The organism is Streptomyces sp. ISL-98 (assembly GCF_018614055.1).
GTDB lineage: Bacteria > Actinomycetota > Actinomycetes > Streptomycetales > Streptomycetaceae > Streptomyces > Streptomyces spiramyceticus.
In genome coordinates, this window is record NZ_JAGGPB010000013.1 from 1 (window position 1) to 19,102 (window position 19,102).

The window sequence follows — 19,102 nt, forward strand, 5'->3', positions numbered from 1 at the left end:
GATTAAACGCCAAGCTTAGGGCCGCCGCGTTGTCACCCGGGGCGTCCCGGACCCTGATCAAAGCAGCGGCAGAGGACTACCGAAATGGCGAGCAACGGGCCTGATTTGAGCGCTGCGCACTGGCGCAAGAGCAGCTATAGCAATGGCACCGGCGGTGACTGCATCGAAGTCGCAGAGCGCTTCCCCGGCGCCGCGACGTGGCGCAAGAGCAGCCACAGCAACGGGGACGGCGGCTCTTGCGTCGAGGTCGCCGACGGCCTCACCGGCATCGTCCCCGTACGCGACAGCAAAACCGCACCGCACGGGCCCGCCATCGTCGTCCCGGCCAACGCTTGGGCGCGCTTCGTTACGGCGGTCCAGTACGGCGACCTCACCTCCTGACGCCCCGGCGGGCTGGGCCAGGGGCGTCGATTGTCTCTGGTGTGGGGCCGCCCCTGTGCAGAACAGGACACCCCAAGCCCCGGCGCCAGACCTGGGTGTCCTCTTCCGCACAGGGATGTCGAACCGGGCCTGCGACAGAAGCCCTACTGGTCGACGGCGTCCAACGCCGGGGCGATCAGCGCGAAGGCCCGGCCGGTCAGTTCGGCGGGGTCCTCCGCACCGTCACTGTCGCTCCACCGTTGCAGCACGGTGTTGAAGGCGGTCAGTGCCATCCCGGCGGCCAGCTGCGGGTACAGATCGGTGTCGGGGGCGAGCCCCAGGCGGCGTGCCAACTCCGCCGTCAGGTCGTCGCGCCACTGCGCCTGCCGCTCCAGAAAGCGTGCGAGCAGCGCGGGCGTACGCAGAATCAGCTGAACCACTCTCAGCGCCCTCTCGGAGTGGTCGCCGCAGGCGGCGATGGGGACCGAGACGGCGTGCAGCAGCGCCACGGAGGGGTGCTCCTCGACGGGCCGGGCCGCCAACTCTGCACTAATACCGATGCCCATGTCGGCCAGGAACTGGACGACCACGTCCTCCTTGGACGCGAAGTACCGGAAGAACGTCCGCTTGGACACGCCGGCGGTGGTCACGATCTCGTCGATGGTGACCGCGTCGAACCCCTTCAGGGCTAGCAACTGCAGCGCTGCTTCGGTCAGTTCGTTCGAGACGAGCTGACGTTTGCGCTCGGCCATGCTGATTTCAGGGCGGGAAGTCACCGAACCATTATGGCACCTAGGAGCGTCTTGACACTAAGTGCCACGGGAGGCAACGTGTGCCGCATGACACAGAAGCAGCGCTGGACTGCCGATCAGATCCCGAACCAGACCAAGCGGGTGTTCGTCGTCACCGGAGCCAACAGCGGCCTCGGCCTGGCGACCACCAGGGCGCTCGCCCGCCAGGGTGGGCACGTGATCCTTGCGGTACGCGACGAGGAAAAGGGCCACCGGGCGGTCGCAGAGATCACCGCCGAGCAGCCGGGTGCCAGTCTTGAGGTGCGCCACCTCGACCTGGCCGACCTCGACTCCGTCCGTGCCTTCGCTCATAAGCTGCGTACCGACCATCCCCGGCTGGATGTGCTCGTCAACAACGCCGGCGTAATGGCGCCGCCTCGATCCCTGAGCGCGCAGGGCCACGAGCTGCAGTTCGCCAGTAACCACCTCGGCCACTTCGCGCTCACCGGGCTGCTGCTCGACCTGCTGACCGTCGGCCGCGATCCCCGCGTGGTCACGGTGAGTTCGACCAACCACCGTCAGGGGCACATCCACTTCGATGACCTCGCCGGCGAGCGCAGGTACACGCCCATGGCCTTCTACAACCAGTCGAAGTTCGCCAATGCCGTCTTCGGATGGGAACTCCACCGACGGCTGACCGAGACTGGCAGCCCGGTGCGCAGCGTGCTCGCCCATCCCGGCTACACCGCCACCAACCTGCAGACGAGTGCGCCGGTCGGCATGGTGAAGCTGCTGTTCGGCCGCATCCTCACCCCGCTCGCCCAGTCCCCGGACCAGGGTGCGCTGCCCCAGCTGTACGCGGCGACCGACCCGAATGTGGAGGGCGGCGAGTTCATCGGTCCGGACGGCCTGGCCGAGCTGCGCGGCGGCCCGACGCGCGTACAGCTGTCCCCTGCGGCGGCCGACGCCGAGACCGGCCGCCGTCTGTGGGAGTTGTCGGAACAACTGACCGACGTGCGGTTCGTGTTTCCGACCCCAGCCCAGTGATGCAACCAACGCCCCCGCCCGGGACAGGAGCCAAAGACTTTCCGGTACGGAAAATTAAGACTTGACGTAATGGAAAGTAAGAGCTTGACTTGCCGGTATGGAAACTGACGCTTCGCTCTCCAGCCACCGCCCCACGCCCGCTGAGGCGGCCGCCGCTCTCAACCGGGTGGAACACGCCCGGTCGTCTGTGGCGCAAACGCCGATACCGCTGCGCATCGGTGTTCTGCTCGTGGCGATTGTCGTGGCCGTTCCCCTCACGCGACTGCTGCCCGGTGTGTGGCCGTCTGTCGTCTGCGTGCTGTTGGCTGCGGCGGGCGGCGCCATCGGCGCTTGGCAGGTGCGTGTGCTCGGGTTCCGCGGGCGGATGACGTCGCGCGACGTCGCGCTCCTGGTGGCGCTGGTGGCCGTGTGCATTGCTGGGTTCGCCACGGCCGCCTTCCTCGGCAGTTTCGTGTGGTTCGCCGTCGCCGCCGCAAACGGCGTACTGATGGCCGCCCGCGTCCTTCTCGTCGGCCGCGTGGCCGGAGGCGAGCGGTGACCGGGGCGGACGCCTCCGGCGACGCGTCCGACGGCTTCGACGTCATCATCCATGCACCCAAAAGGCTGATGATCTGCGCGCTTCTCGATGCGGTCGCCGAGGCGGAGTTCGCTGTCGTCCAGGAGCGAGTCGCGGTGAGCGCCTCCGTGCTGAGCAAGCATGTGGCGGTGCTCATGGAGGCCGGCTACGTCGCCCAGCGCAAGACCGTCCGCGACACCCGTCCGCGGGTCCAGCTGCGGCTCACGTCCGACGGGCGACGCGCCTACCGTGCTCATGTAGCTGCCTTGAGGGCCATCGTCGACGCAGCCCCTGACGACTGAGCCGGCCTGATCCCTGATCAGAGTCCAGGTTGTTGTTGGGTCGCGCAGTGGATGCCGCCGCCGCCCTCTGCGACCGTGTCGATCTGTACCTGGACGACTTTCCGGCCGGGGTGGAGTTCGCCGATGATCGACGCGGCGTTCCGGTCGGCCTTGCGGTCGCCGAAGCGCGGGATGATCACTGCGTCGTTCACCGCGTAGAAGTTGGCGTACGAGCCGAGGAAGTCCGGGCCACGGCGGCCGAGTTCGGACGGGTCGGGCTCCGGCAGATTCACCAGCTCAAGCTTCCGGCCCCGCGCGTCGGTCGCCGTTTCCAGCACACCGCGGGCCTGGTCGTAGGCGCGAGTCCACACGTCCGGCCCGGCGCCCTCGGGCGGACGGCTGAGCAGTACGACGCCGTCTTCGGCAAAGCGGGCCAAAGCGTCGACGTGGCAGTCGGTGATGTCCTTGCCCCGTACGCCCTTGAGCCAGATCACGGTGGTCACACCGAGCAGGTTCTTCAGGGCGGCTTCGATTTCGTCCCGTGACTTGCCCGGGTTGCGGTTCCCGTTGACCAGTGAGCTTTCGGTGACCAGGAGCGTGCCGTGGCCGTCGACCTCCAGCGAGCCGCCCTCGGCGGTCAGCGGCGCGTCGATGCGGGGTACGCCTTCGCGGGTCAGGGCGCTGCGGGCGACCTGACCGTCGCGGTCGTGTTCCTGCTTTCCGCCCCAGCCGTTGAAGTGGAAGTCGATGCCTTGCAAGCCTCTCCGTCGGGTGACGAAGGTCGGCCCCGTGTCCCGCATCCACAGGTCGTCCACCGGGACCTGGATCACCTCTACGCCCGATCCGCACGCCCGCCGCGCAGCCTTCACCTCCTCCGGAGCGGCCAACAGCACCACCGGCTCGAATTCGGCGATCGAGCGAGCAATCCTGGCGATGTCGGCCTGGACGTCCTCCGCCCATTCCTCCCACTCCGAGTCCAGCGGCGGCCAGGCCATGTACGTGCGCTCATGCCGCTGCGTCTCGGCAGGCATGTGCCGCCCGGCGGACTTTTGCGAAGCAGGCACCTTCTCCTCGCCCGCCTTCTTCCGTCCGGGCGGCGCGCAGGCGGTCAGCCCTGCGCCGGCGAGTACGGCCGCTGCCCCGGCTCCCAGCATCGTCCGGCGGTTCGGTCCCCTCACGGCATGCCCCTCAGCATCGTGATCACGCAAAGATACAGATCCTGGCTGAAAATTCAGTCAGGATCGAGGCTAACAGCAGAACGCAGCAGTCGCCGCCGGGGGAGCGGCGGCGCTGCTGCGTTCTGAATGCAGAATGCCGTTACGGCAGGTTGTGTACGTGCGGTCCCACCGCGTCCGACCAGGCGTTTCCAGCCGTCGCATCCCAGTTGGTCGACCACGTCATCGCGCCACGCAGGCCGGGGTAGGTCTTGGCGGGCTTGAACGAGCCGCAGCCGGTGCCTCGGGTGAGGCAGTCCAGCGCGTTCTTGACCACGGAAGGGTCGACGTAACCGCTGCCGGCACCCCGCGTGGATGCCGGTACGCCGATGCCGACCTGGGAGGGATCCAGGCCGCCCTCCAGCTGGATGCAGGCGAGCGCGGTGAGGAAGTCCACCGAGCCCTGGGAGTAGACCTTGCCGTCGCAGCCGAGCATCGAACCGCTGTTGTAGTACTGCATGTTGACGACGGTCAGGATGTCCTTCACCGCCAGCGCCGTCTTGAAGTACTCGTTCGACGTCGACTGCATGTCGATGGTCTGCGGCGCCATGGTCAGGACCAGCCCGGAGCCCGCCTTGGCAGACAGCTGACGCAGTGCCTTGGTCAGGTAGGCGGAGTTGACGCCGTGCTCCAGGTCGATGTCGACGCCGTCGAAGCCGTACTCCTGCATCAGGGCGTGCGCGCTGTTCGCGAAGGCTGTCGCGGAGGCGTCACTGTTGATGGTGACGTTGCCCTTTTCGCCGCCGATGGAGAGGATCACCGACTTCCCGGCGTCCTTCTTGGCCTTGATGTCCGCCTTGAAGTCGGCGGCGGAGCTGTAGCCGACCGCAGGGTCGAGGTTGAAGTTGATCTCGCCGGGTGTGGCGGTCGAGTCGGCGAAGGACACGGCGATGATGTCGTACTGCGCCTGTACGTCGCGGAGTTTCTGGACGGTGGCGCCGTTGTTGAAGTTCTGCCAGTAACCGGTCAGTGCGTGCTTGGGCACGGCAGCGGGCTCCGCGTGGGGAGCTCCGGTGGCAATACCGGTGCCGGCCAGCGCGGCTGTCACGACGACAGCCATCAGCGACCCAATTCCGAACCGACTCCGACGCCGACGCAGGGTGTTTTCTCTGCGGTCCACTTGATGCCTCCGGTGGGGGGTGGGGGGAGGAGGTTTCACTGGGACGGTGGCCACCGCTGGTCGACCAAACTGGTTCAGACCAATTGAGTTGTCAAGACCTCTGGCAACAAAGGCCGTTGAGCTGCCACCGCACCACCTCTCCGACCGCGCCGACTTCGTCAACTTCGACAGGCGGGCGTGCCCCCAGAAGAAAAAGGAAAAGTGTTCACCACCAGGTAGGTCGTGGATAAAGTGCTGGTGCAGCACGACGGAGAGTGTCGATCTGCGTACGCCGGGCTGATCGGCGTACGGAGTGAACGGGGAAACCTACGTGCCGACCGCGATAGCAGTCACCAGCGCCGACCTGGTGCTGCCGCCCACCGACCAGCAGACGCCGACGGCTGCCCTGCTCCAGGCCCCGGACGCTCAGCCGCTCGAAGCCGCGCTGCTCGACATGAACGTCATGCTGGAACGGCACGGTTACGTCGTCGCCCTCTACCCCGCGTCGATCCCGGCCGCGCACGAACGGCGCCTGCACACCATCCGCTCGGTCCTGGAGACCGACCGGCTGGCGCTGCTGAAGCTGGACCTGCCGCCGCTGGGCGTGGCCGTACTGGTGCGCCAGCTACGGCAGTTGTCGATCTGCGACTTCAGTGCGGGTGTTGTCGCCTCGGCGGCGCGGCTGCTGTCGCACTACATCTACGCGGGCGGGCTGCTCAATTCGGTGACCAAGCTCGACCGGGTGCCGGTGAGCCTCAAGTCGCACGCGAAGTCATGGGTTCCGGGAACGCAGTTCGGCGTACTGGCGAATCCGAATCCGCAGTTGATCAAGATCGGCAACGAGGGGAACGGCCTCACCGGCCCCGGCTTCTCCACACAACTTCTCGTAGGCAAAGGGTCTTTGGTGTCCGACTGGGTCACCGCCACGCTCGCTCCCGCCTGGCAGGTCCAGGGTGTACAGGAGACCGGGCTGCCCGCCGACTCCCCGCGCTGGTGGGGGACGTCGAAGATGATCGAATTCGCCGCCTTCCTGCCGGACATCTCCGTCCTCTACCAACTGGTCGCGTCGGTGCGGCGCGAGCAGTGCCACTGGTGCGGGATCGAACTCATAGGGGACCGCTGCGGTTTCTGCTCGGCCCCTCTCCCGCCGCCCGAGAACCGAACGCACGCGGTTGGTGTCTTGAACCAGGGGTCGCCCTAGCACCGCGCAGGGCACCATCAACTCATGCACGCGCACCACCCCGCTCACTGTCCGTTGATCCGACGTTCCTGATCGAGGTAGCCCGCCCCCATGAATTCACGTCAGCGCCGCGGCATCATCCTGCTGCTCCTCTCGGTCCTCTGCGCCCTCGGCGCGTTCGCCGGCGTGCTCTCGGTGATCAGCGATGTGAACTCCAAGGTGGGCCCGGAGGTCGCGGCGTACCGCCTCAAGACCGACGTGGCGCCGTACAAACAGCTCGACGCCGGGCAGTTCGAGAAGATCGAAATGCCCAAGCGGTGGCTTTCGGCCAATGCGGTGACCGATATTTCCGAGGTACGGGGAAAGATCGCCGTCACGCAGCTCCAGAAGGGCTCGCTGCTGCAGAGCGACATGATCGTGAAGAAGCCCGAACTGGGTTCGGGGGAGCAGGAGATCGCGATCATGATCGATGCGGCAACCGGCGTGGCCGGAAAGATCAACCCCGGGTCGAGCGTGAACATCTACGCGACTTTCGAGGGCGACGACAAGGGGACGCCGGACAAGTCGCAGGTCATCGTCGCGGGCGCCAGGGTCATCGACGTCGGCAAGATCACCGCCCTGGAGCCGGGCCGGGACGACCGGTCCCGCCAGGCCACGGACGCGGTGCCGATCACCTTCGCCCTCAACACGCTCGACGCGCAGCGCGTGGCGTACGCGGAATCCTTCGCCGAGCACGTGCGCCTGGCGCGCGTGGCCGACGGGAGCGACACCGCCATCACGCCGCGCGACCGTGAGTACACCCTCGACGGGGACAAGTGAGGTCCGGCGTATGACGACTCGTATCCTCCCGGCGGTCGGCGACCCGGACGCCGCCCGCGCCATCGCCACCCTCCTCAGCCAGCTCCCCGACGCGGAACCGGCCGCGCCCGTGGCCGACTCGACGTCGCTCCTGGACACCCTGGCGCGGCTCGCCGGCGAATCGATCGACGAGCTGCCCGAGGTGGTTCTGGTCCACGAGCGCATCGGGCCCGTCCCCGCCCTGGAGCTGATCCGGGAGGTCGCCCTCCGCTTCCCGGCCGTCGGCGTCGTCCTCATCACGGCCGACGCGAGCCCCGTCCTCTTCACGGCGGCGATGGACTCGGGTGCGCGCGGCCTCATCGGCCTCCCCATGGGATACGAGGAGCTGGCGGCCCGTGTGCAGGGCGCTGCGTCCTGGTCCACAGGTGTACGCCGTCACCTCGGCACCGGCACGGACGTCTTCACCGGCCCGGGCGGCACGGTGTGCACGGTGACGGGCGCCAAGGGCGGTATGGGCGCCACGGTCACGGCGGTCCAACTCGCCCTGGCGGCACGGGCATCCGGTCGTACGGTCGCGCTCGTCGACCTGGATCTTCAGTCCGGGGACGTGGCGTCGTATCTGGACGTGCAGTTCCGCCGCTCGATCGTCGACCTGGCCGGAATCTCCGACATCTCGCCGCGCGTCCTCCAAGACGCGGTCTTCACCCACCCCACGGGCCTCGGCCTGCTGCTCGCACCGAACGAGGGCGAGCGCGGCGAGGAGGTCACCGACCGGGTGGCGCGGCAGGTGGTGAGCGCGCTGCGCAACCGCTACGAGGTTGTGATCGTCGACTGCGGCACCCAGATGAACAGCGCGAACGCGGCGGCCGTCGAGATGGCCGACCAGGCGGTGCTCGTCGTGACACCGGACGTGGTGGCGGTACGGGCGGCCAAGCGCATGGTGCGGATGTGGGACCGCCTGCAGATCCGCAAGGCGGAGGAGACGATCACGGTCGTCAACCGCCACACCCGCAACACGGAGATCCAGCCGCCGATCGTCGAGCGCATCACCGGCACGAAGGTCGCGCGCATCACGGTCCCGTCCCACTACAAGGAACTCCAGTCGGCGTCGGACGCCGGCCGCATGCAGGACCTGGACAGCCGAAGCACGGTCAAGCAAGCACTGTGGGCACTCGCAGGGGAGCTGGGGCTGGTGAAGACGGCGGAGGACCCGGGAGCACCGGGCGGCAAGGGCGGGCGGCTGCGCAGCGACCGCGGCGCGATCGGGCTGCGGGGCAGGGGCGGGCGCGACAAGGGTGCGGCGACGGTGGAGTTCGCCGGGATGGCGCCGCTGATCCTGTTCGTACTGGTGGCGATGTGGCAGGCGGTGCTGTTCGGCTACACCTTCACGCTCGCGGGAAACGCGGCGGACGAGGGGGCGCGGGCGGCCACGGCGGCGGCAACGCTCGGGGAGGACGCGCAGGCGGCGTGCGAGTCGGCCGCGAAGCAGAACCTGCCGGGCAGCTGGCAGGGCAACGCGGAGATCAACTGCCCGGAGGAAGGCAACCTGCGGGTCGCCAAGGTCAAGCTCCACACACCGGTTCTCTTCCCCGGCGCGGGCACCTTCCCGTGGGACGTGGACGCGAGCGCGGGCGCGGCGAAGGAGGGGGAAGGGTGATGGCGACGACGATCGCGACCAGAGCCACGGCCCGCGTACGGACTGCCGTACGCAGCACGAAGGAACAGCGCGACCGGGGCGTATCGACCCTGGAGTTCGCGGGCTTCCTGCCGGTCCTGCTGTTCGTGGCCATGGCCACGATCCAGCTCGGGATCATCGGTTACGCGGGGTCCCAGGCGGGGACGGCGGCGCGTGCGGCTGCGCGTACGGAGGCGCAGGAGGAGTTGCGGGGGCAGGGGGAGGCGACTGGCCTGGCGGCGATCAGCGACTGGCTGGCCGACGGCGCGTCCATCCCCACTGTCAACAACGGCGACACGGTGACGGCGACCGCCAGCATCAAGATCCCTTCTGTCATCCCCGGCTTCAACGGTTTCAAGGACGCCAGGCATGAAGTGACCATGCCGGCCGAGTAGCCCGACCCCCGTACGAGAGATCCGAGCGAGGAGCTACGTAAATGAGTCTGCGGGCACGCATCACCGCCCCCGAGGAGCACGTCGGCGGACGGGAGGACGGCCACTTGGTCGCCACGTACCGCTCGAAGCTGCTCGAGGAGATCGACCTCGCGGAGATGTCCTCGCTCGCGGCCGCCGAGCGCCGGGCCCGCCTGGAGCGCGTACTCGGCCACATCATCAGCCGCGAGGGCCCGGTCCTCTCCACCTCCGAGCGCTCCCAGCTGATCCGACGGGTCGTCGACGAAGCGCTCGGGCTCGGCGTACTCGAACCTCTCCTCGAAGACGCGTCCATCACCGAAATCATGGTGAACGGCCCCGACTCGATCTTCGTCGAGCGGGCCGGCCGGGTCGAGCAGCTCCCGATGCGATTCGCGTCCAACGAGCAGCTCATGCAGACCATCGAGCGCATCGTCTCCACCGTCAACCGCCGGGTGGACGAGTCGAATCCGATGGTCGACGCCCGCCTGCCGTCCGGCGAGCGCGTCAACGTCATCATCCCGCCGCTGTCGCTGACCGGCGCTACGCTCACGATCCGCCGCTTCCCGCGTGCGTACCGGCTCCAGGAGCTGATCAGCCTCGGCACGCTCGACGAGCAGATGCTGATGCTGCTCTCGGCGTTCGTACGCGCCCGCTTCAACGTCATCGTCTCGGGCGGTACGGGCTCGGGCAAGACCACGCTCCTCAACGCCCTGTCCGGCCTCATCCCGGACCACGAGCGCATCATCACCGTCGAGGACGCGGCCGAGCTCCAGCTTCAGCAGGCCCACGTCGTACGCCTGGAGACGCGTCCACCGAACGTCGAGGGCAAGGGTCAGATCACCATTCGCGATCTCGTACGCAACTCCCTGCGTATGCGCCCCGACCGCATCATCGTCGGTGAGGTCCGCGGAGGCGAGACGCTTGACATGCTCCAGGCAATGTCGACCGGTCACGACGGCTCGCTCGCCACGGTCCACTCCAACAGCGCCGAGGACGCGCTGATGCGCCTGCAGACCCTCGGCTCCATGTCGGAGGTCGAGATCCCGTTCGAGGCGCTGAGGGACCAGATCAACAGCGCGGTCGACGTCATCGTCCAGCTCAGCCGTCTCGCCGACGGCTCCCGCAAGGTCAGCGAGATCGCGATTCTGGTGTCCCACGGCCGCGAACCGTTCCAGATAGCCACCGTTTCGCGCTTCCTCGCCCAGCCGATGAGCGCGGACCGCAGGGTCCACGGCCAGTTCCAGCACCTGCCGCTGCCGCGCCGTGTCGCGGAACGCATCCACCTCGCCAACGAGCCCGTCCCGCCGGCCTTCGGCGTGGCCGACGACCACGACTCCCTTTACGTCCGAGAGGCCCTGTAGGTACGCCCATGAACAGTCCCGCAATGCTGGCGATCGGCAGCACGCTGCTCTGCGGCGTCCTGGGTGTCGCAGGAATCCACACCTACGCCTCGGGCAAGGCCCAGCGCGCCGCGCTGCTGGACAGGCTCGCCATCACCGGCCCCCACGAGACCGGGCGGCCACGACGCTTCACCGGAATAGACCGGCGGCTGAGGAAGACCGCGCTGGGGAAACGGATCCAGCTGAAGCTCGCAGTGACGGGTCTCGACCTCACGCCCGGCGAATTCTTCGTCTACATGGTCGCGGGCGTGGCCGCGCTGTGGATGATCGCGTCGTCCGTCCTCGCGCCGTTCTTCGGGCCCATTGCCGGACTTGTCGCCCTGTGGGCCGCCAACACCTTCCTGAACTGGCAGCGGCAGAAGCGCATCGAGAAGTTCATCAACCAGCTCCCCGACCTCTCCCGCATCCTCGCGAACGCGACGGCGGCGGGGCTGGCTCTGCGTACAGCGCTGGGCATGGCGGCGGAGGAGCTCGAAGCGCCGGCAGGCGAGGAACTAGCCCTTGTGACGAGCCAGTTGATGGTGGGACGTTCGATCGACGACGCCCTGGGCGAACTGTCCGAACGCCTGCCCTCCCGCGAACTCGTCGTACTCGTGACCACCCTCGTCCTGTCCAACCAGGCAGGTGGCGCAGTCGTCGGCTCACTCCGCAACCTCACGGAGACGCTGGAGGAGCGCAAGGAGACCCGACGCGAGGTACGGACGATGCTCTCGGAGGTCAACGCGACGGCGTACACCATCCCGATGCTCGGCCTGGGAGCCCTGCTGATGATGAACTCCATCACCCCCGGATCCCTGGAGCGTACGACCGGATCCACCATCGGCCAGGGAGCCGTGATCCTCGCCCTGGGCCTCTACACGCTCGGCTTCATCGTGATCCGCCGCCTGGGGAAGATCGAGGTCTGACATGGAACTGCTCCTCGCCACCGTCGTCGGGCTGAGCGTCGTGGGCGCCATCCAGGGCATCCGGATGTACCGGGCGGATGCCAAGCTCCCCGGCGACCTCGCGGTCGCCCTCGAAGTCGGCGCGACCCGCGTCAAGGGGCCCGAGTCGGCGGTCGACCGCATGGGCATCCGCTTCGCTCCGCAGGTCCTGAAGGTGATGGGACCCAAGCAGGTCGACGCCAAGCGCCGGAAGATCGACATGGCGGGCAACCCGGGCGGCCTGACCATAGACCGGTACGCCGCCCGCCGCGCGGTCTACGGAATCTTCGGCGTCGTCGTCGGACTCTCCTTCATCGCCAACGGACAGCTCCTCTTCGCCGTCTTCACCTTCGCCTTCGGCCTCTTCGCCGCCGACGTCTCGATCTGGTCGGCGATGAGAGAGCGCAAGGAGGTCATCGAGCGCACCCTGCCCGACTTCCTCGACGTCCTCGCCGTCGTCGTCAGCGCGGGCCTCGGCTTCCGCCAGGCCCTGGAACGCGTCTCGGAGAAGTACTCGGGCCCCTGGGCCGACGAACTCCGCATCACCCTGCGTCAGATGGACATGGGCGTGAGCCGCCGCCAGGCCTTCGAGGAACTGCGCAGGCGCAACGACTCCGAGCAGGTCGCCCAGTTCGTCACCGCCCTCCAGCAGGGCGAGGAGCTGGGTGCCCCCATCGCCGACACGCTGATCCAGATCGCCAACGACATGCGGCGTACGGACGCCCAGAACTCCCGGCGCCGCGCCGCCAAAGCCGTACCCAAGACCACCATGGTCACCGTCACCTTCATGATTCCGGCGACGCTGATCCTCATCGTGGCCAGCATGTTCCTGGGTTCCGAGAACGACAGCTTCGGCTCCATCCTGGGCGGCTGACCATGGCCCTGCCGACGATCCGCCTACGAGGCGGCATCCTGCACGGCGGCGCCGCCGCGCCCGAAGCCCCCACCGCCTCCGCCCTCGCCCAGGACATCCCGGCCCCCAGCATCCCGATCCAGCTCAACGCGCTCCAGGCGCTGTGCCGTCAGGTCTTCGGTTTCCGCCTCGCGATGATCGCGATCGGAGCGCCGTTCGCACTGGCGCGGGCGGCCGAGGGGACGGGCAGCTGGCTGGTGGGCGGGGCGGTGCTGTTCAGCTTCGTCGGCTCGTACGCGATGCTGCGCGACTGGGAGACGTTCGGTCCGCTCCTCATCAAGTACCGGGCGCTGCTGGGAGTGGACCTGGTCTTCGGCGGCGTACTGCTGCTCACCGCCTCGCCGGACTCGACACTCGGATACGCGAGTGTGTGCACCCCGCTCCTCGCGGGGCTGCTGTACGGCTGGCGGGGCGCGGGCATCTTCGCGGCGCTCCAGATCCTGGTCCTCGCGGTCGTCTACAGCGCGTGGCAGCAGTACCTGTCGGGCGGCGCCAGCACTCTCCTGATCAGCGGCTTCTGCGTGGCGGCGGGGATCATCGGCGTAACGCTGCGCAATCTGATGTTCCGGTTCGGTACGGCCACCCAGGCGCTGTCCGAAGCCAATGCGCGGCTGGCGGTCGGGCACGCGGTGGAGGACGAGCGGGCCCGGCTGGCCAGAGAGATGCACGACTCCGTCGCCAAGACCCTGCACGGTGTGGCGATGGCGGCGGAGGGCCTGGCCCAGTCGGCGGACCGGATGGACCCGCTCACCGTCAAACACCAGGCGGGTGTGGTCGCGCGTTCCGCGCGGCGGGCGGCGGCGGAATCCCGGGAGATCCTCTCCGACCTGCGCAGGCAGGCGGACTACGAGGGAGGGGGAGTGGACCTGATCGGCGAACTCACCGCTCGCACTGCCGACTTCGGAGCCCGCACCGGCATCCAGGCGGGGCTCCACACGATCGGCGGCGGACCGGTCCCGGCCGTTCCGCACGCCGTGGCCCGCCACGTCCTGACCATCGCCTCCGAGGCGCTGGAGAACAGCCACCGCCACGCTCACGCAACCCACGTGAGAGTCGAAATCGGCCTGACGGACGGGATGCTGACCGTCAGCGTGCTCGACAACGGCCGAGGCCTGCCGCCAGGCACCAGCCTGGACGACCTCCGCAAGGCGGGCCATTTCGGCCTGGTCGGCATGGTCGAGCGGGCCGCCGGAATCGGCGCCCGCATCCGCATCGGGCGAGGTCGCAGTGCGGGCGGCACCGAAGTACGCCTCGATCTGCCGGCAGCGGCGCTGGCGCCGGCGCGCACTGCACCATCACCCCAGTCGTCACCACCGCTACCGCTGCTACCGCCACCGCTCGCGAACTGATCCGTCAATTCAATCCACCGTCCCCCCACTCCCGAGAGGAGGCCGCACCATGCCGGACGAAAGCTCGTACAGCTCCGGGCCCCACCAGTCCGTGTCGTCCCCGTCGCACGTGTCCCAGCACACGTCCTCGCACACGATCGAACCCCGCTCGGAACACACCCCCGCCGGGGTCCGCGTTCCCCCGCCGGCGGCGGCATTCCCCGATCCGTCCCCCAACCGTTCCCCCAACCCTTCCCTCGACCCCTTCGGTCCGCCGAGTATCCTGCGCGTCGTCATCGCGGACGACAATCCGGTCGTACGGGCAGGCCTCACCGTCCTGCTCGGCGGCCGCGACGACGTCGAGGTCGTCGCGGAGGCGGCCGACGGCCGCGAGGCGCTGGCCGCCGCACAGCAGACCCGGCCGGACGTTGTCCTGCTGGACGTACGCATGCCCGGCGTCGACGGCATCTCCGCCCTGCCGTACCTGGTCCAGGTGGCGCCGGTGATGATGCTGACGTACAGCCGCGAGAGCGAGATCGTGCGCGAGGCGCTGCGGCTGGGCGCGGGTGGCTACTTGGTGCACGGCGAGTTCACCGCCGATCAACTGGTGGGCGCCGTACGCGACATCAAGGAGGGCCGCGCCCACTTCACGACCTCGGCGCAGAATGCCTTGCTGGCCCATATGCGGGGCGGTGGCGCGGGGGCGGCGGCCGGAGCGGAGCTGCCGGAGGGGCTCGGCACGGTGTACGCGACGGGCATCCCGTACACCGGCGCCGGTTCGAGCCGGATCCCTGGCCACTCGTCGGCCCACGATGCGACTGCACACGCTGCGCGGGAGGCCAACAGTGGGCCAGATGTCTCGAATTCGGCGCGACTCCCGGAAAACCCTTCGCAGATGCAATCGGGCATGGCACAGTATTCAACAGACCGGTCGCGGTCCCAGCGGCCGCACAACTTACAGGATTTCGGACTGAGTTCGAGGGAGGTGGAGGTCATGGATCTCATCGCGTCAGGCATGAGCAACCAGCAGATCGCCGCCACCTGCTTCATCAGCGAGAAGACCGTCAAGAACCACATCAACCGCATCTTCGCGAAACTTCACAGCGCGAGCAGGAGCGAAGCGATCGCGCTGTGGCTGGGCTCGGCAAGGGGGGCGACAGGTCGTGGCTGAGTGGACGACAGCGCCGACGGCGCGGGCCCAAGACGGGTTTTGGGCCCTGAGTTGGGCCCACGGGCCCTCTGCTGGGACACCTGCTCCGACGTACGTTTCTCGTGTCGCTTCAGACCAAGAGACGTACATGTCGGCCGGCTACCGGTCGGCCGAACCCGGAGGGTCACGCCATGACGAAGGACATCGTTCTCAGGACCACCGTGAACACGCAGATCGCGGCGCGCAACTGGCGCGACACGGTGATCACCCGGATGCGGAAGCGCGGCTCGGACGAGGGTGCGAGCATGGTGGAGTACGCGGGTCTGGTGATCATCGTTGCGGCGATCATCGGGCTGGTGAAGGGTCTGAACCTGGACACCAAGATTTCCACGGCGGTCGGTGCGGCGGTGGACAAGGTGCTTGGCGGCGGCGGCGGGTGATCGCTCCCCACCAGCAAGACCGAGGGCAGACCCTCCCCATCTACGTTGTGGTGGTGGGGGGTCTGCTCTTTCTTGCGTTCGTCTACTTTGCCTTTGCCCAGGCCGCAGTTGCTCGAAATGGAGCCCAGTCAGCCGCCGACGCAGCCGCGCTGGCGGCTGCGCAGGATGTCCGCGACGAACTGACGGACGGTTTCGAGGACTCGATCGGTGATGCGGACAAATGGATCGAGTGGATTCTGGCCGAGGGGAACTACCCAGGACTCGGGTACGAAGCCGCCGCCAGGCAACTGGCCGGCGAAAACGACGCCGACCTGCTGGCCCTCAACCCGACGCTGCTCAGGGGGGATCCGGCCTTCGCAGCGGAGGTCAAGACCCGCTACACCGTCGGGGAGTCCGCCATTCCCGGCACGGAGAAGAAGAAGGCCGTGGCAACAGCAACTGCCGTGATCGAGCCTCGATGCACAGTGACTCCGTCGAGCAATCCCCTGAAGCTCATCGAATTCGACTGCGAAGGCAGCGGACATTGGGAGATCGACCCCAAGGACTTCGTGACCGGAGACCTGCCCGAGGCCAAGGATCTCTACTCCGTACACCTGGCTGAGTAAGAGCGAACGACAAGACAAGGAAGAGCTGTTGATGAGCATTCGGCACACTATGAAGGCCCGCAGGGCACTGACCGCGGTGGCGATCACGACTGGCTTGGTTTTCACAGTGGCCGGTTGCGGCGGAGACGAAGAGAGCCCGTCCGACAACAGCAAGTCATCGTCCACTCCGCCCGCGAAGCAAGGGGACGATGGAGAGAAGGAATCAAAGGCCCCAGAGCCCGATCAGGTGCTTGCGGAGGTCAAGGGCGGCAAGGACGTCACGCTGGTCATTTCCTCAGCGGTGCGGGACCAGGGCGGCTTCCTCACGGTCTCCGGCAAGGTGACCAACGGCGGCAGTGCCATCTGGAGTGCGGACCAATGGCAGGGGAGTGAGAACGAGCTGGCTGGGAACGGCGCTTCCATGGCTGGCGCCAACTTGGTTTCCAAGACGGAGAAGAAGCGCTACCTCGTGCTTCGGGACACTGACGGCAAGTGCCTGTGCACTCGGTTCACGGGGCTCTCGCAGAATCAGTCGGCTGAGTGGTACGCGCAGTTCCCAGCGCCCTCTGCTTCCACCACTGAGGTTGACTTCCAGATCGCGGACATGCCGGCCGCGACCATCAAGATCACCGATGGCGAGTGACCCGATGCCTCCCTTCCCTACCCTCACACGACCACGCCACCTGGCCGCGACCACGCTCGCCGTCGGCGTCCTCGTCGCCGGAATGAGCATGTTGCCGGTTTCCACTGCGCACGCGGACGAGACACCCAGCGCACCACCCGGCAGCCAGACCACTCAGAAGCCACCGGAGGTGGACGCGAACGCGCCCGGCCTCAAGCTGGCCGACGGGGCAACGCTCGCTCCCGCCCGCGTACTCGACATCAAGTCCGTAGTAGAAGACCTGGGCGGCGAGGAGCGTCGCGAAGACACCAACTCCGACGTCAAGTTCGCCCTCCAGGCCGAAGTCCTCTTCGGCAAGGACAGCGCGAAGCTGAATTCCGAGGCCGCGTCTCGTATCAAGGCCATCGCCGACGAGATCACCGCCCAGAAGGCGACCAAGATCCGTGTCTTCGGCTTCACCGACGACCTCGGCTCGTACGAACACGGCAAGGTGCTTTCCAAGAAGCGCGCGGACGCTGTCCAGCAGGAGCTGAACAAGTCCCTCGACTCGACCGTCACCTTCGAGATCCGCGGCTACAGCGAGGACTATCCGATCGCCGACAACGACTCGGAAGAAGGCCGCAAGAAGAACCGCCGAGTGGAGGTCTCCTTCCCGCGCGGCGACGCGCCCGACGCCAGCCCGAGCAGCCAGACGTAGGGGCGACATCGGCGTGAGTGGGTTCTTGGGCCGCCGGGCGCGGCCGACGTCAGGTCGGCCGAGAGCGCGGCGGCCTTTCGCGTTGCCTCAGACGCCGACGGCTCGCACTCGATCGCCGCAGAGCTTGTTGATGTCGTCCACGTCCGAGGTGACGACAATCCGTGGACCTGTGTACCCCAGCGCTGTCGCTGCCACGACGGAGTCGATGGCGTACTTGTGTCCGTGGAGGTTCGCGTTGCGGAGCAGGTCGATGGCCTGCCACGTGATCGCCTCCGTGACAGGCAGCACTTCCAGGCGGGATACGTGCCACCGGAGCCGGTCCATGCGGATCTTCGAATGCCAGGCTTCGATCAGAGTCAGATTGCTGACGGCGACCAAGACGTCCTTGGACTGAGCGGCGCGAATGAGCCCGGTGACCCGCGGATCGCTGTCGATGAACTTGCTTAGCCCCTCGGAGTCGAGGAGAACAATGCCGTGACTCAGCTGGCCTGCTCCGCGTCCCACTCGGCGTCCCCCTCCGGCCTAGGCTCCGCGTGTTCTTGTGCGGACAATGCTTCAGCTTCCCGGAACATTTCTGCGGCCCATTCCTGGACGTCCGGGGAGGGCGGGCCGATCTCCGCCTCCTTGGCCTGTAGCAGCTCTTCCAGCAGGTCGCGCTGTATCTGCCGCTCGACGGCCGCGCTGATGTAGGCCGAGAAGCCACGGGCTCCGACGCGTGCCTTCACGGCCGCAATCCGGCCGGCCGGCATGGAGACGCTGACCTTCTGGGCGGGGCCCTCGTCCGGGCCGTACTGCGCGGGAGTGTCCATGAGGCGAGAGTAGCAAATTGTGTGGCAAATGCTCTGTCGGGCGTCGAACGGGCTGAAGGACGAACAGCAGCGGCGCCTGGGGGAACTGGGTGTGAACCTGCTGAGCGCCGGACGGCCCGGTGGAGGTGCCGCCTGCGCATCTGCGGAATGAGGTCGGAGTCAGTCCTTGCGCACGGCATCGGCACCACGGCTGGCGGGATTCTCATCGGCGTCGTGGCCAGCCCAGACCGGGGAGCCTTCCCCGGTACCCGTACTCGAGCGTGCGCGAGACGCAGTGGCCCCGCCCGAAGGCGGGGCCACTCTTCAAGAACGCGCGCTCATTCGGCGGTTTTCGCGATCCGCCAGGCGACCATGCCGGATGCCTTGGAGACTGCATCGACGTCGATTGTGATCTCGCTAGGTGCGTCCTGTATGCGGGTGTGGGTGGCTGTGCCGTCGCACTCCAGATTCTTGACGGTCGGCTTGTCCTTGATCTGTACCGATAGCCGGGCTTGGCCGCTGCCGGCGCAGGCAACGCTCAGTTGGTAGGACTTCCCGCGCGTCAGCAGTGACTCGCGGTGAATGCCGTCGCTGAGTCGCTCCAGGCCCGATTCGAGGAACGCTGGATCGCCGGGAGTGATGGTGTCGAGGGCGGCCTCGGCCTGTTGCCCGAGCTTTTTGTCCACGGCTTCCCGCGACTGGCCTGTGGCCGTTGCGGTGGGCTTCGGCGTTGTGGGGTCGCTGGAGCTGTCGGATCCTGTGCATCCCGCGAGAAGGACAGCAGTCAGCGCACACGCCAGGGTGGTTGCTGCGGTGTCCAGGTGCCGTCGTGGAGAAGTCATGAGCTCGTTTCCCAGTACTTCCAGCCGGTTTCCTTGGTGGGCAGCGTGGCCTTGCCCTTCA

23 protein-coding genes are annotated in these 19,102 nt (G+C 67.6%); 17 read left to right on the forward strand and 6 right to left on the reverse strand.

The features are described 5' to 3' along the window. The first annotated feature begins 84 nt into the window (after positions 1-84). Positions 85-381 carry a DUF397 domain-containing protein gene (locus J7I98_RS09280; protein WP_214920145.1) on the forward strand — a complete coding sequence of 99 codons (297 nt, stop codon included), beginning with the start codon at positions 85-87 and terminating at the stop codon, positions 379-381. 143 nt (positions 382-524) lie between these two features. Here the strand turns inward: J7I98_RS09280 and J7I98_RS09285 are convergent, their stop codons facing one another. Beyond that, on the reverse strand, positions 525-1,112 hold the full coding sequence (locus tag J7I98_RS09285; protein ID WP_214920361.1) for a TetR family transcriptional regulator: 588 nt from the start codon (positions 1,110-1,112) through the stop codon (positions 525-527). An 87-nt stretch (positions 1,113-1,199) separates the two neighbouring features. Here J7I98_RS09285 and J7I98_RS09290 point away from each other — a divergent pair, with 87 nt between their 5' ends. From J7I98_RS09290 to J7I98_RS09300, 3 genes are all read left to right on the forward strand, one after another. Continuing rightward, positions 1,200-2,138 carry an oxidoreductase gene (locus J7I98_RS09290; RefSeq protein ID WP_214920146.1) on the forward strand — a complete coding sequence of 313 codons (939 nt, stop codon included), beginning with the start codon at positions 1,200-1,202 and terminating at the stop codon, positions 2,136-2,138. A 97-nt stretch (positions 2,139-2,235) separates the two neighbouring features. After that, complete coding sequence (locus tag J7I98_RS09295) at positions 2,236-2,676, forward strand: hypothetical protein (protein WP_214920147.1); 441 nt, start codon at positions 2,236-2,238, stop codon at positions 2,674-2,676. Continuing rightward, positions 2,673-2,996: a transcriptional regulator gene (locus tag J7I98_RS09300; RefSeq protein WP_308377714.1), complete on the forward strand. Its 324-nt coding sequence runs from the start codon at positions 2,673-2,675 to the stop codon at positions 2,994-2,996. Before J7I98_RS09295 ends, J7I98_RS09300 begins: the two co-directional genes overlap by 4 nt. A gap of 17 nt (positions 2,997-3,013) precedes the next feature. Here J7I98_RS09300 and J7I98_RS09305 read toward each other — a convergent pair whose 3' ends face one another. Together J7I98_RS09305 and J7I98_RS09310 are read right to left on the reverse strand one after the other, a co-directional pair. Further along, positions 3,014-4,153, reverse strand: coding sequence for an agmatine deiminase family protein (locus J7I98_RS09305; protein ID WP_308377715.1), 1,140 nt, complete (start codon positions 4,151-4,153; stop codon positions 3,014-3,016). Positions 4,154-4,292: 139 nt separating this feature from the next. Continuing rightward, positions 4,293-5,309 carry a chitinase gene (locus J7I98_RS09310; protein ID WP_214920148.1) on the reverse strand — a complete coding sequence of 339 codons (1,017 nt, stop codon included), beginning with the start codon at positions 5,307-5,309 and terminating at the stop codon, positions 4,293-4,295. Positions 5,310-5,619: 310 nt separating this feature from the next. On the opposite strand from J7I98_RS09310, the gene J7I98_RS09315 reads away from it, so the two are divergent. The 13 genes from J7I98_RS09315 (at position 5,620) to J7I98_RS09375 (ending at position 17,411) form a co-directional block, all read left to right on the forward strand. Continuing rightward, positions 5,620-6,489, forward strand: a complete 870-nt coding sequence (locus tag J7I98_RS09315) for a hypothetical protein (protein WP_214920149.1) — start codon at positions 5,620-5,622, stop codon at positions 6,487-6,489. A 90-nt stretch (positions 6,490-6,579) separates the two neighbouring features. Then, positions 6,580-7,287, forward strand: a complete 708-nt coding sequence (cpaB, locus tag J7I98_RS09320) for a Flp pilus assembly protein CpaB (protein ID WP_214920150.1) — start codon at positions 6,580-6,582, stop codon at positions 7,285-7,287. Between the two features lie 10 nt (positions 7,288-7,297). Then, entirely contained in the window at positions 7,298-8,923 is a 1,626-nt protein-coding gene (locus J7I98_RS09325; RefSeq protein ID WP_214920151.1) for an AAA family ATPase, read from the forward strand. After that, positions 8,923-9,336 carry a TadE family protein gene (locus tag J7I98_RS09330; RefSeq protein WP_214920152.1) on the forward strand — a complete coding sequence of 138 codons (414 nt, stop codon included), beginning with the start codon at positions 8,923-8,925 and terminating at the stop codon, positions 9,334-9,336. Before J7I98_RS09325 ends, J7I98_RS09330 begins: the two co-directional genes overlap by 1 nt. Positions 9,337-9,377: 41 nt before the next feature. After that, positions 9,378-10,715, forward strand: coding sequence for a CpaF family protein (locus tag J7I98_RS09335; RefSeq protein ID WP_214920153.1), 1,338 nt, complete (start codon positions 9,378-9,380; stop codon positions 10,713-10,715). Positions 10,716-10,723: 8 nt separating this feature from the next. Next, entirely contained in the window at positions 10,724-11,659 is a 936-nt protein-coding gene (locus J7I98_RS09340) for a type II secretion system F family protein (protein WP_214920154.1), read from the forward strand. 1 nt (position 11,660) lies between these two features. After that, entirely contained in the window at positions 11,661-12,551 is an 891-nt protein-coding gene (locus J7I98_RS09345; RefSeq protein ID WP_214920155.1) for a DUF5936 domain-containing protein, read from the forward strand. A 2-nt stretch (positions 12,552-12,553) separates the two neighbouring features. Next, complete coding sequence (locus J7I98_RS09350) at positions 12,554-13,939, forward strand: sensor histidine kinase (RefSeq protein ID WP_214920156.1); 1,386 nt, start codon at positions 12,554-12,556, stop codon at positions 13,937-13,939. A gap of 49 nt (positions 13,940-13,988) precedes the next feature. Then, positions 13,989-15,089: a response regulator transcription factor gene (locus J7I98_RS09355; protein ID WP_214920157.1), complete on the forward strand. Its 1,101-nt coding sequence runs from the start codon at positions 13,989-13,991 to the stop codon at positions 15,087-15,089. Between the two features lie 170 nt (positions 15,090-15,259). Further along, positions 15,260-15,508: a hypothetical protein gene (locus J7I98_RS09360; protein WP_214920388.1), complete on the forward strand. Its 249-nt coding sequence runs from the start codon at positions 15,260-15,262 to the stop codon at positions 15,506-15,508. Beyond that, positions 15,505-16,113 carry a pilus assembly protein TadG-related protein gene (locus J7I98_RS09365; protein WP_214920158.1) on the forward strand — a complete coding sequence of 203 codons (609 nt, stop codon included), beginning with the start codon at positions 15,505-15,507 and terminating at the stop codon, positions 16,111-16,113. Before J7I98_RS09360 ends, J7I98_RS09365 begins: the two co-directional genes overlap by 4 nt. A gap of 31 nt (positions 16,114-16,144) precedes the next feature. After that, on the forward strand, positions 16,145-16,735 hold the full coding sequence (locus J7I98_RS09370; protein WP_214920159.1) for a hypothetical protein: 591 nt from the start codon (positions 16,145-16,147) through the stop codon (positions 16,733-16,735). Between the two features lie 4 nt (positions 16,736-16,739). Further along, the gene (locus tag J7I98_RS09375) at positions 16,740-17,411 is read left to right on the forward strand and encodes an OmpA family protein (RefSeq protein WP_214920160.1); all 672 of its coding nucleotides are present in this window, start codon (positions 16,740-16,742) and stop codon (positions 17,409-17,411) included. An 87-nt stretch (positions 17,412-17,498) separates the two neighbouring features. On the opposite strand, the gene J7I98_RS09380 is transcribed toward J7I98_RS09375, so the two are convergent. From J7I98_RS09380 to J7I98_RS09390, 3 genes are all read right to left on the reverse strand, one after another. Beyond that, the gene (locus tag J7I98_RS09380; protein ID WP_214920161.1) at positions 17,499-17,915 is read right to left on the reverse strand and encodes a PIN domain-containing protein; all 417 of its coding nucleotides are present in this window, start codon (positions 17,913-17,915) and stop codon (positions 17,499-17,501) included. Beyond that, positions 17,891-18,220: a hypothetical protein gene (locus J7I98_RS09385; protein WP_214920162.1), complete on the reverse strand. Its 330-nt coding sequence runs from the start codon at positions 18,218-18,220 to the stop codon at positions 17,891-17,893. The genes J7I98_RS09380 and J7I98_RS09385 overlap by 25 nt, the downstream gene beginning before the upstream one ends. Positions 18,221-18,537: 317 nt before the next feature. Then, on the reverse strand, positions 18,538-19,041 hold the full coding sequence (locus J7I98_RS09390) for a hypothetical protein (RefSeq protein WP_214920163.1): 504 nt from the start codon (positions 19,039-19,041) through the stop codon (positions 18,538-18,540). Between the last annotated feature and the right edge of the window lie 61 nt (positions 19,042-19,102).

Coding starts and splice junctions, on each gene's coding strand:
- cpaB (WP_214920150.1), top strand. CDS start 6,580: ATGAATTCACGTCAGCGCCGCGGCATCATCCTGCTGCTCCTCTCGGTC.
- J7I98_RS09290 (WP_214920146.1), top strand. CDS start 1,200: ATGACACAGAAGCAGCGCTGGACTGCCGATCAGATCCCGAACCAGACC.
- J7I98_RS09385 (WP_214920162.1), bottom strand. CDS start 18,220: ATGGACACTCCCGCGCAGTACGGCCCGGACGAGGGCCCCGCCCAGAAG.
- J7I98_RS09330 (WP_214920152.1), top strand. CDS start 8,923: ATGGCGACGACGATCGCGACCAGAGCCACGGCCCGCGTACGGACTGCC.
- J7I98_RS09350 (WP_214920156.1), top strand. CDS start 12,554: ATGGCCCTGCCGACGATCCGCCTACGAGGCGGCATCCTGCACGGCGGC.
- J7I98_RS09375 (WP_214920160.1), top strand. CDS start 16,740: ATGCCTCCCTTCCCTACCCTCACACGACCACGCCACCTGGCCGCGACC.
- J7I98_RS09335 (WP_214920153.1), top strand. CDS start 9,378: ATGAGTCTGCGGGCACGCATCACCGCCCCCGAGGAGCACGTCGGCGGA.
- J7I98_RS09390 (WP_214920163.1), bottom strand. CDS start 19,041: ATGACTTCTCCACGACGGCACCTGGACACCGCAGCAACCACCCTGGCG.
- J7I98_RS09285 (WP_214920361.1), bottom strand. CDS start 1,112: ATGGCCGAGCGCAAACGTCAGCTCGTCTCGAACGAACTGACCGAAGCA.
- J7I98_RS09355 (WP_214920157.1), top strand. CDS start 13,989: ATGCCGGACGAAAGCTCGTACAGCTCCGGGCCCCACCAGTCCGTGTCG.
- J7I98_RS09360 (WP_214920388.1), top strand. CDS start 15,260: ATGACGAAGGACATCGTTCTCAGGACCACCGTGAACACGCAGATCGCG.
- J7I98_RS09325 (WP_214920151.1), top strand. CDS start 7,298: ATGACGACTCGTATCCTCCCGGCGGTCGGCGACCCGGACGCCGCCCGC.
- J7I98_RS09370 (WP_214920159.1), top strand. CDS start 16,145: ATGAGCATTCGGCACACTATGAAGGCCCGCAGGGCACTGACCGCGGTG.
- J7I98_RS09340 (WP_214920154.1), top strand. CDS start 10,724: ATGAACAGTCCCGCAATGCTGGCGATCGGCAGCACGCTGCTCTGCGGC.
- J7I98_RS09295 (WP_214920147.1), top strand. CDS start 2,236: ATGGAAACTGACGCTTCGCTCTCCAGCCACCGCCCCACGCCCGCTGAG.
- J7I98_RS09345 (WP_214920155.1), top strand. CDS start 11,661: ATGGAACTGCTCCTCGCCACCGTCGTCGGGCTGAGCGTCGTGGGCGCC.
- J7I98_RS09280 (WP_214920145.1), top strand. CDS start 85: ATGGCGAGCAACGGGCCTGATTTGAGCGCTGCGCACTGGCGCAAGAGC.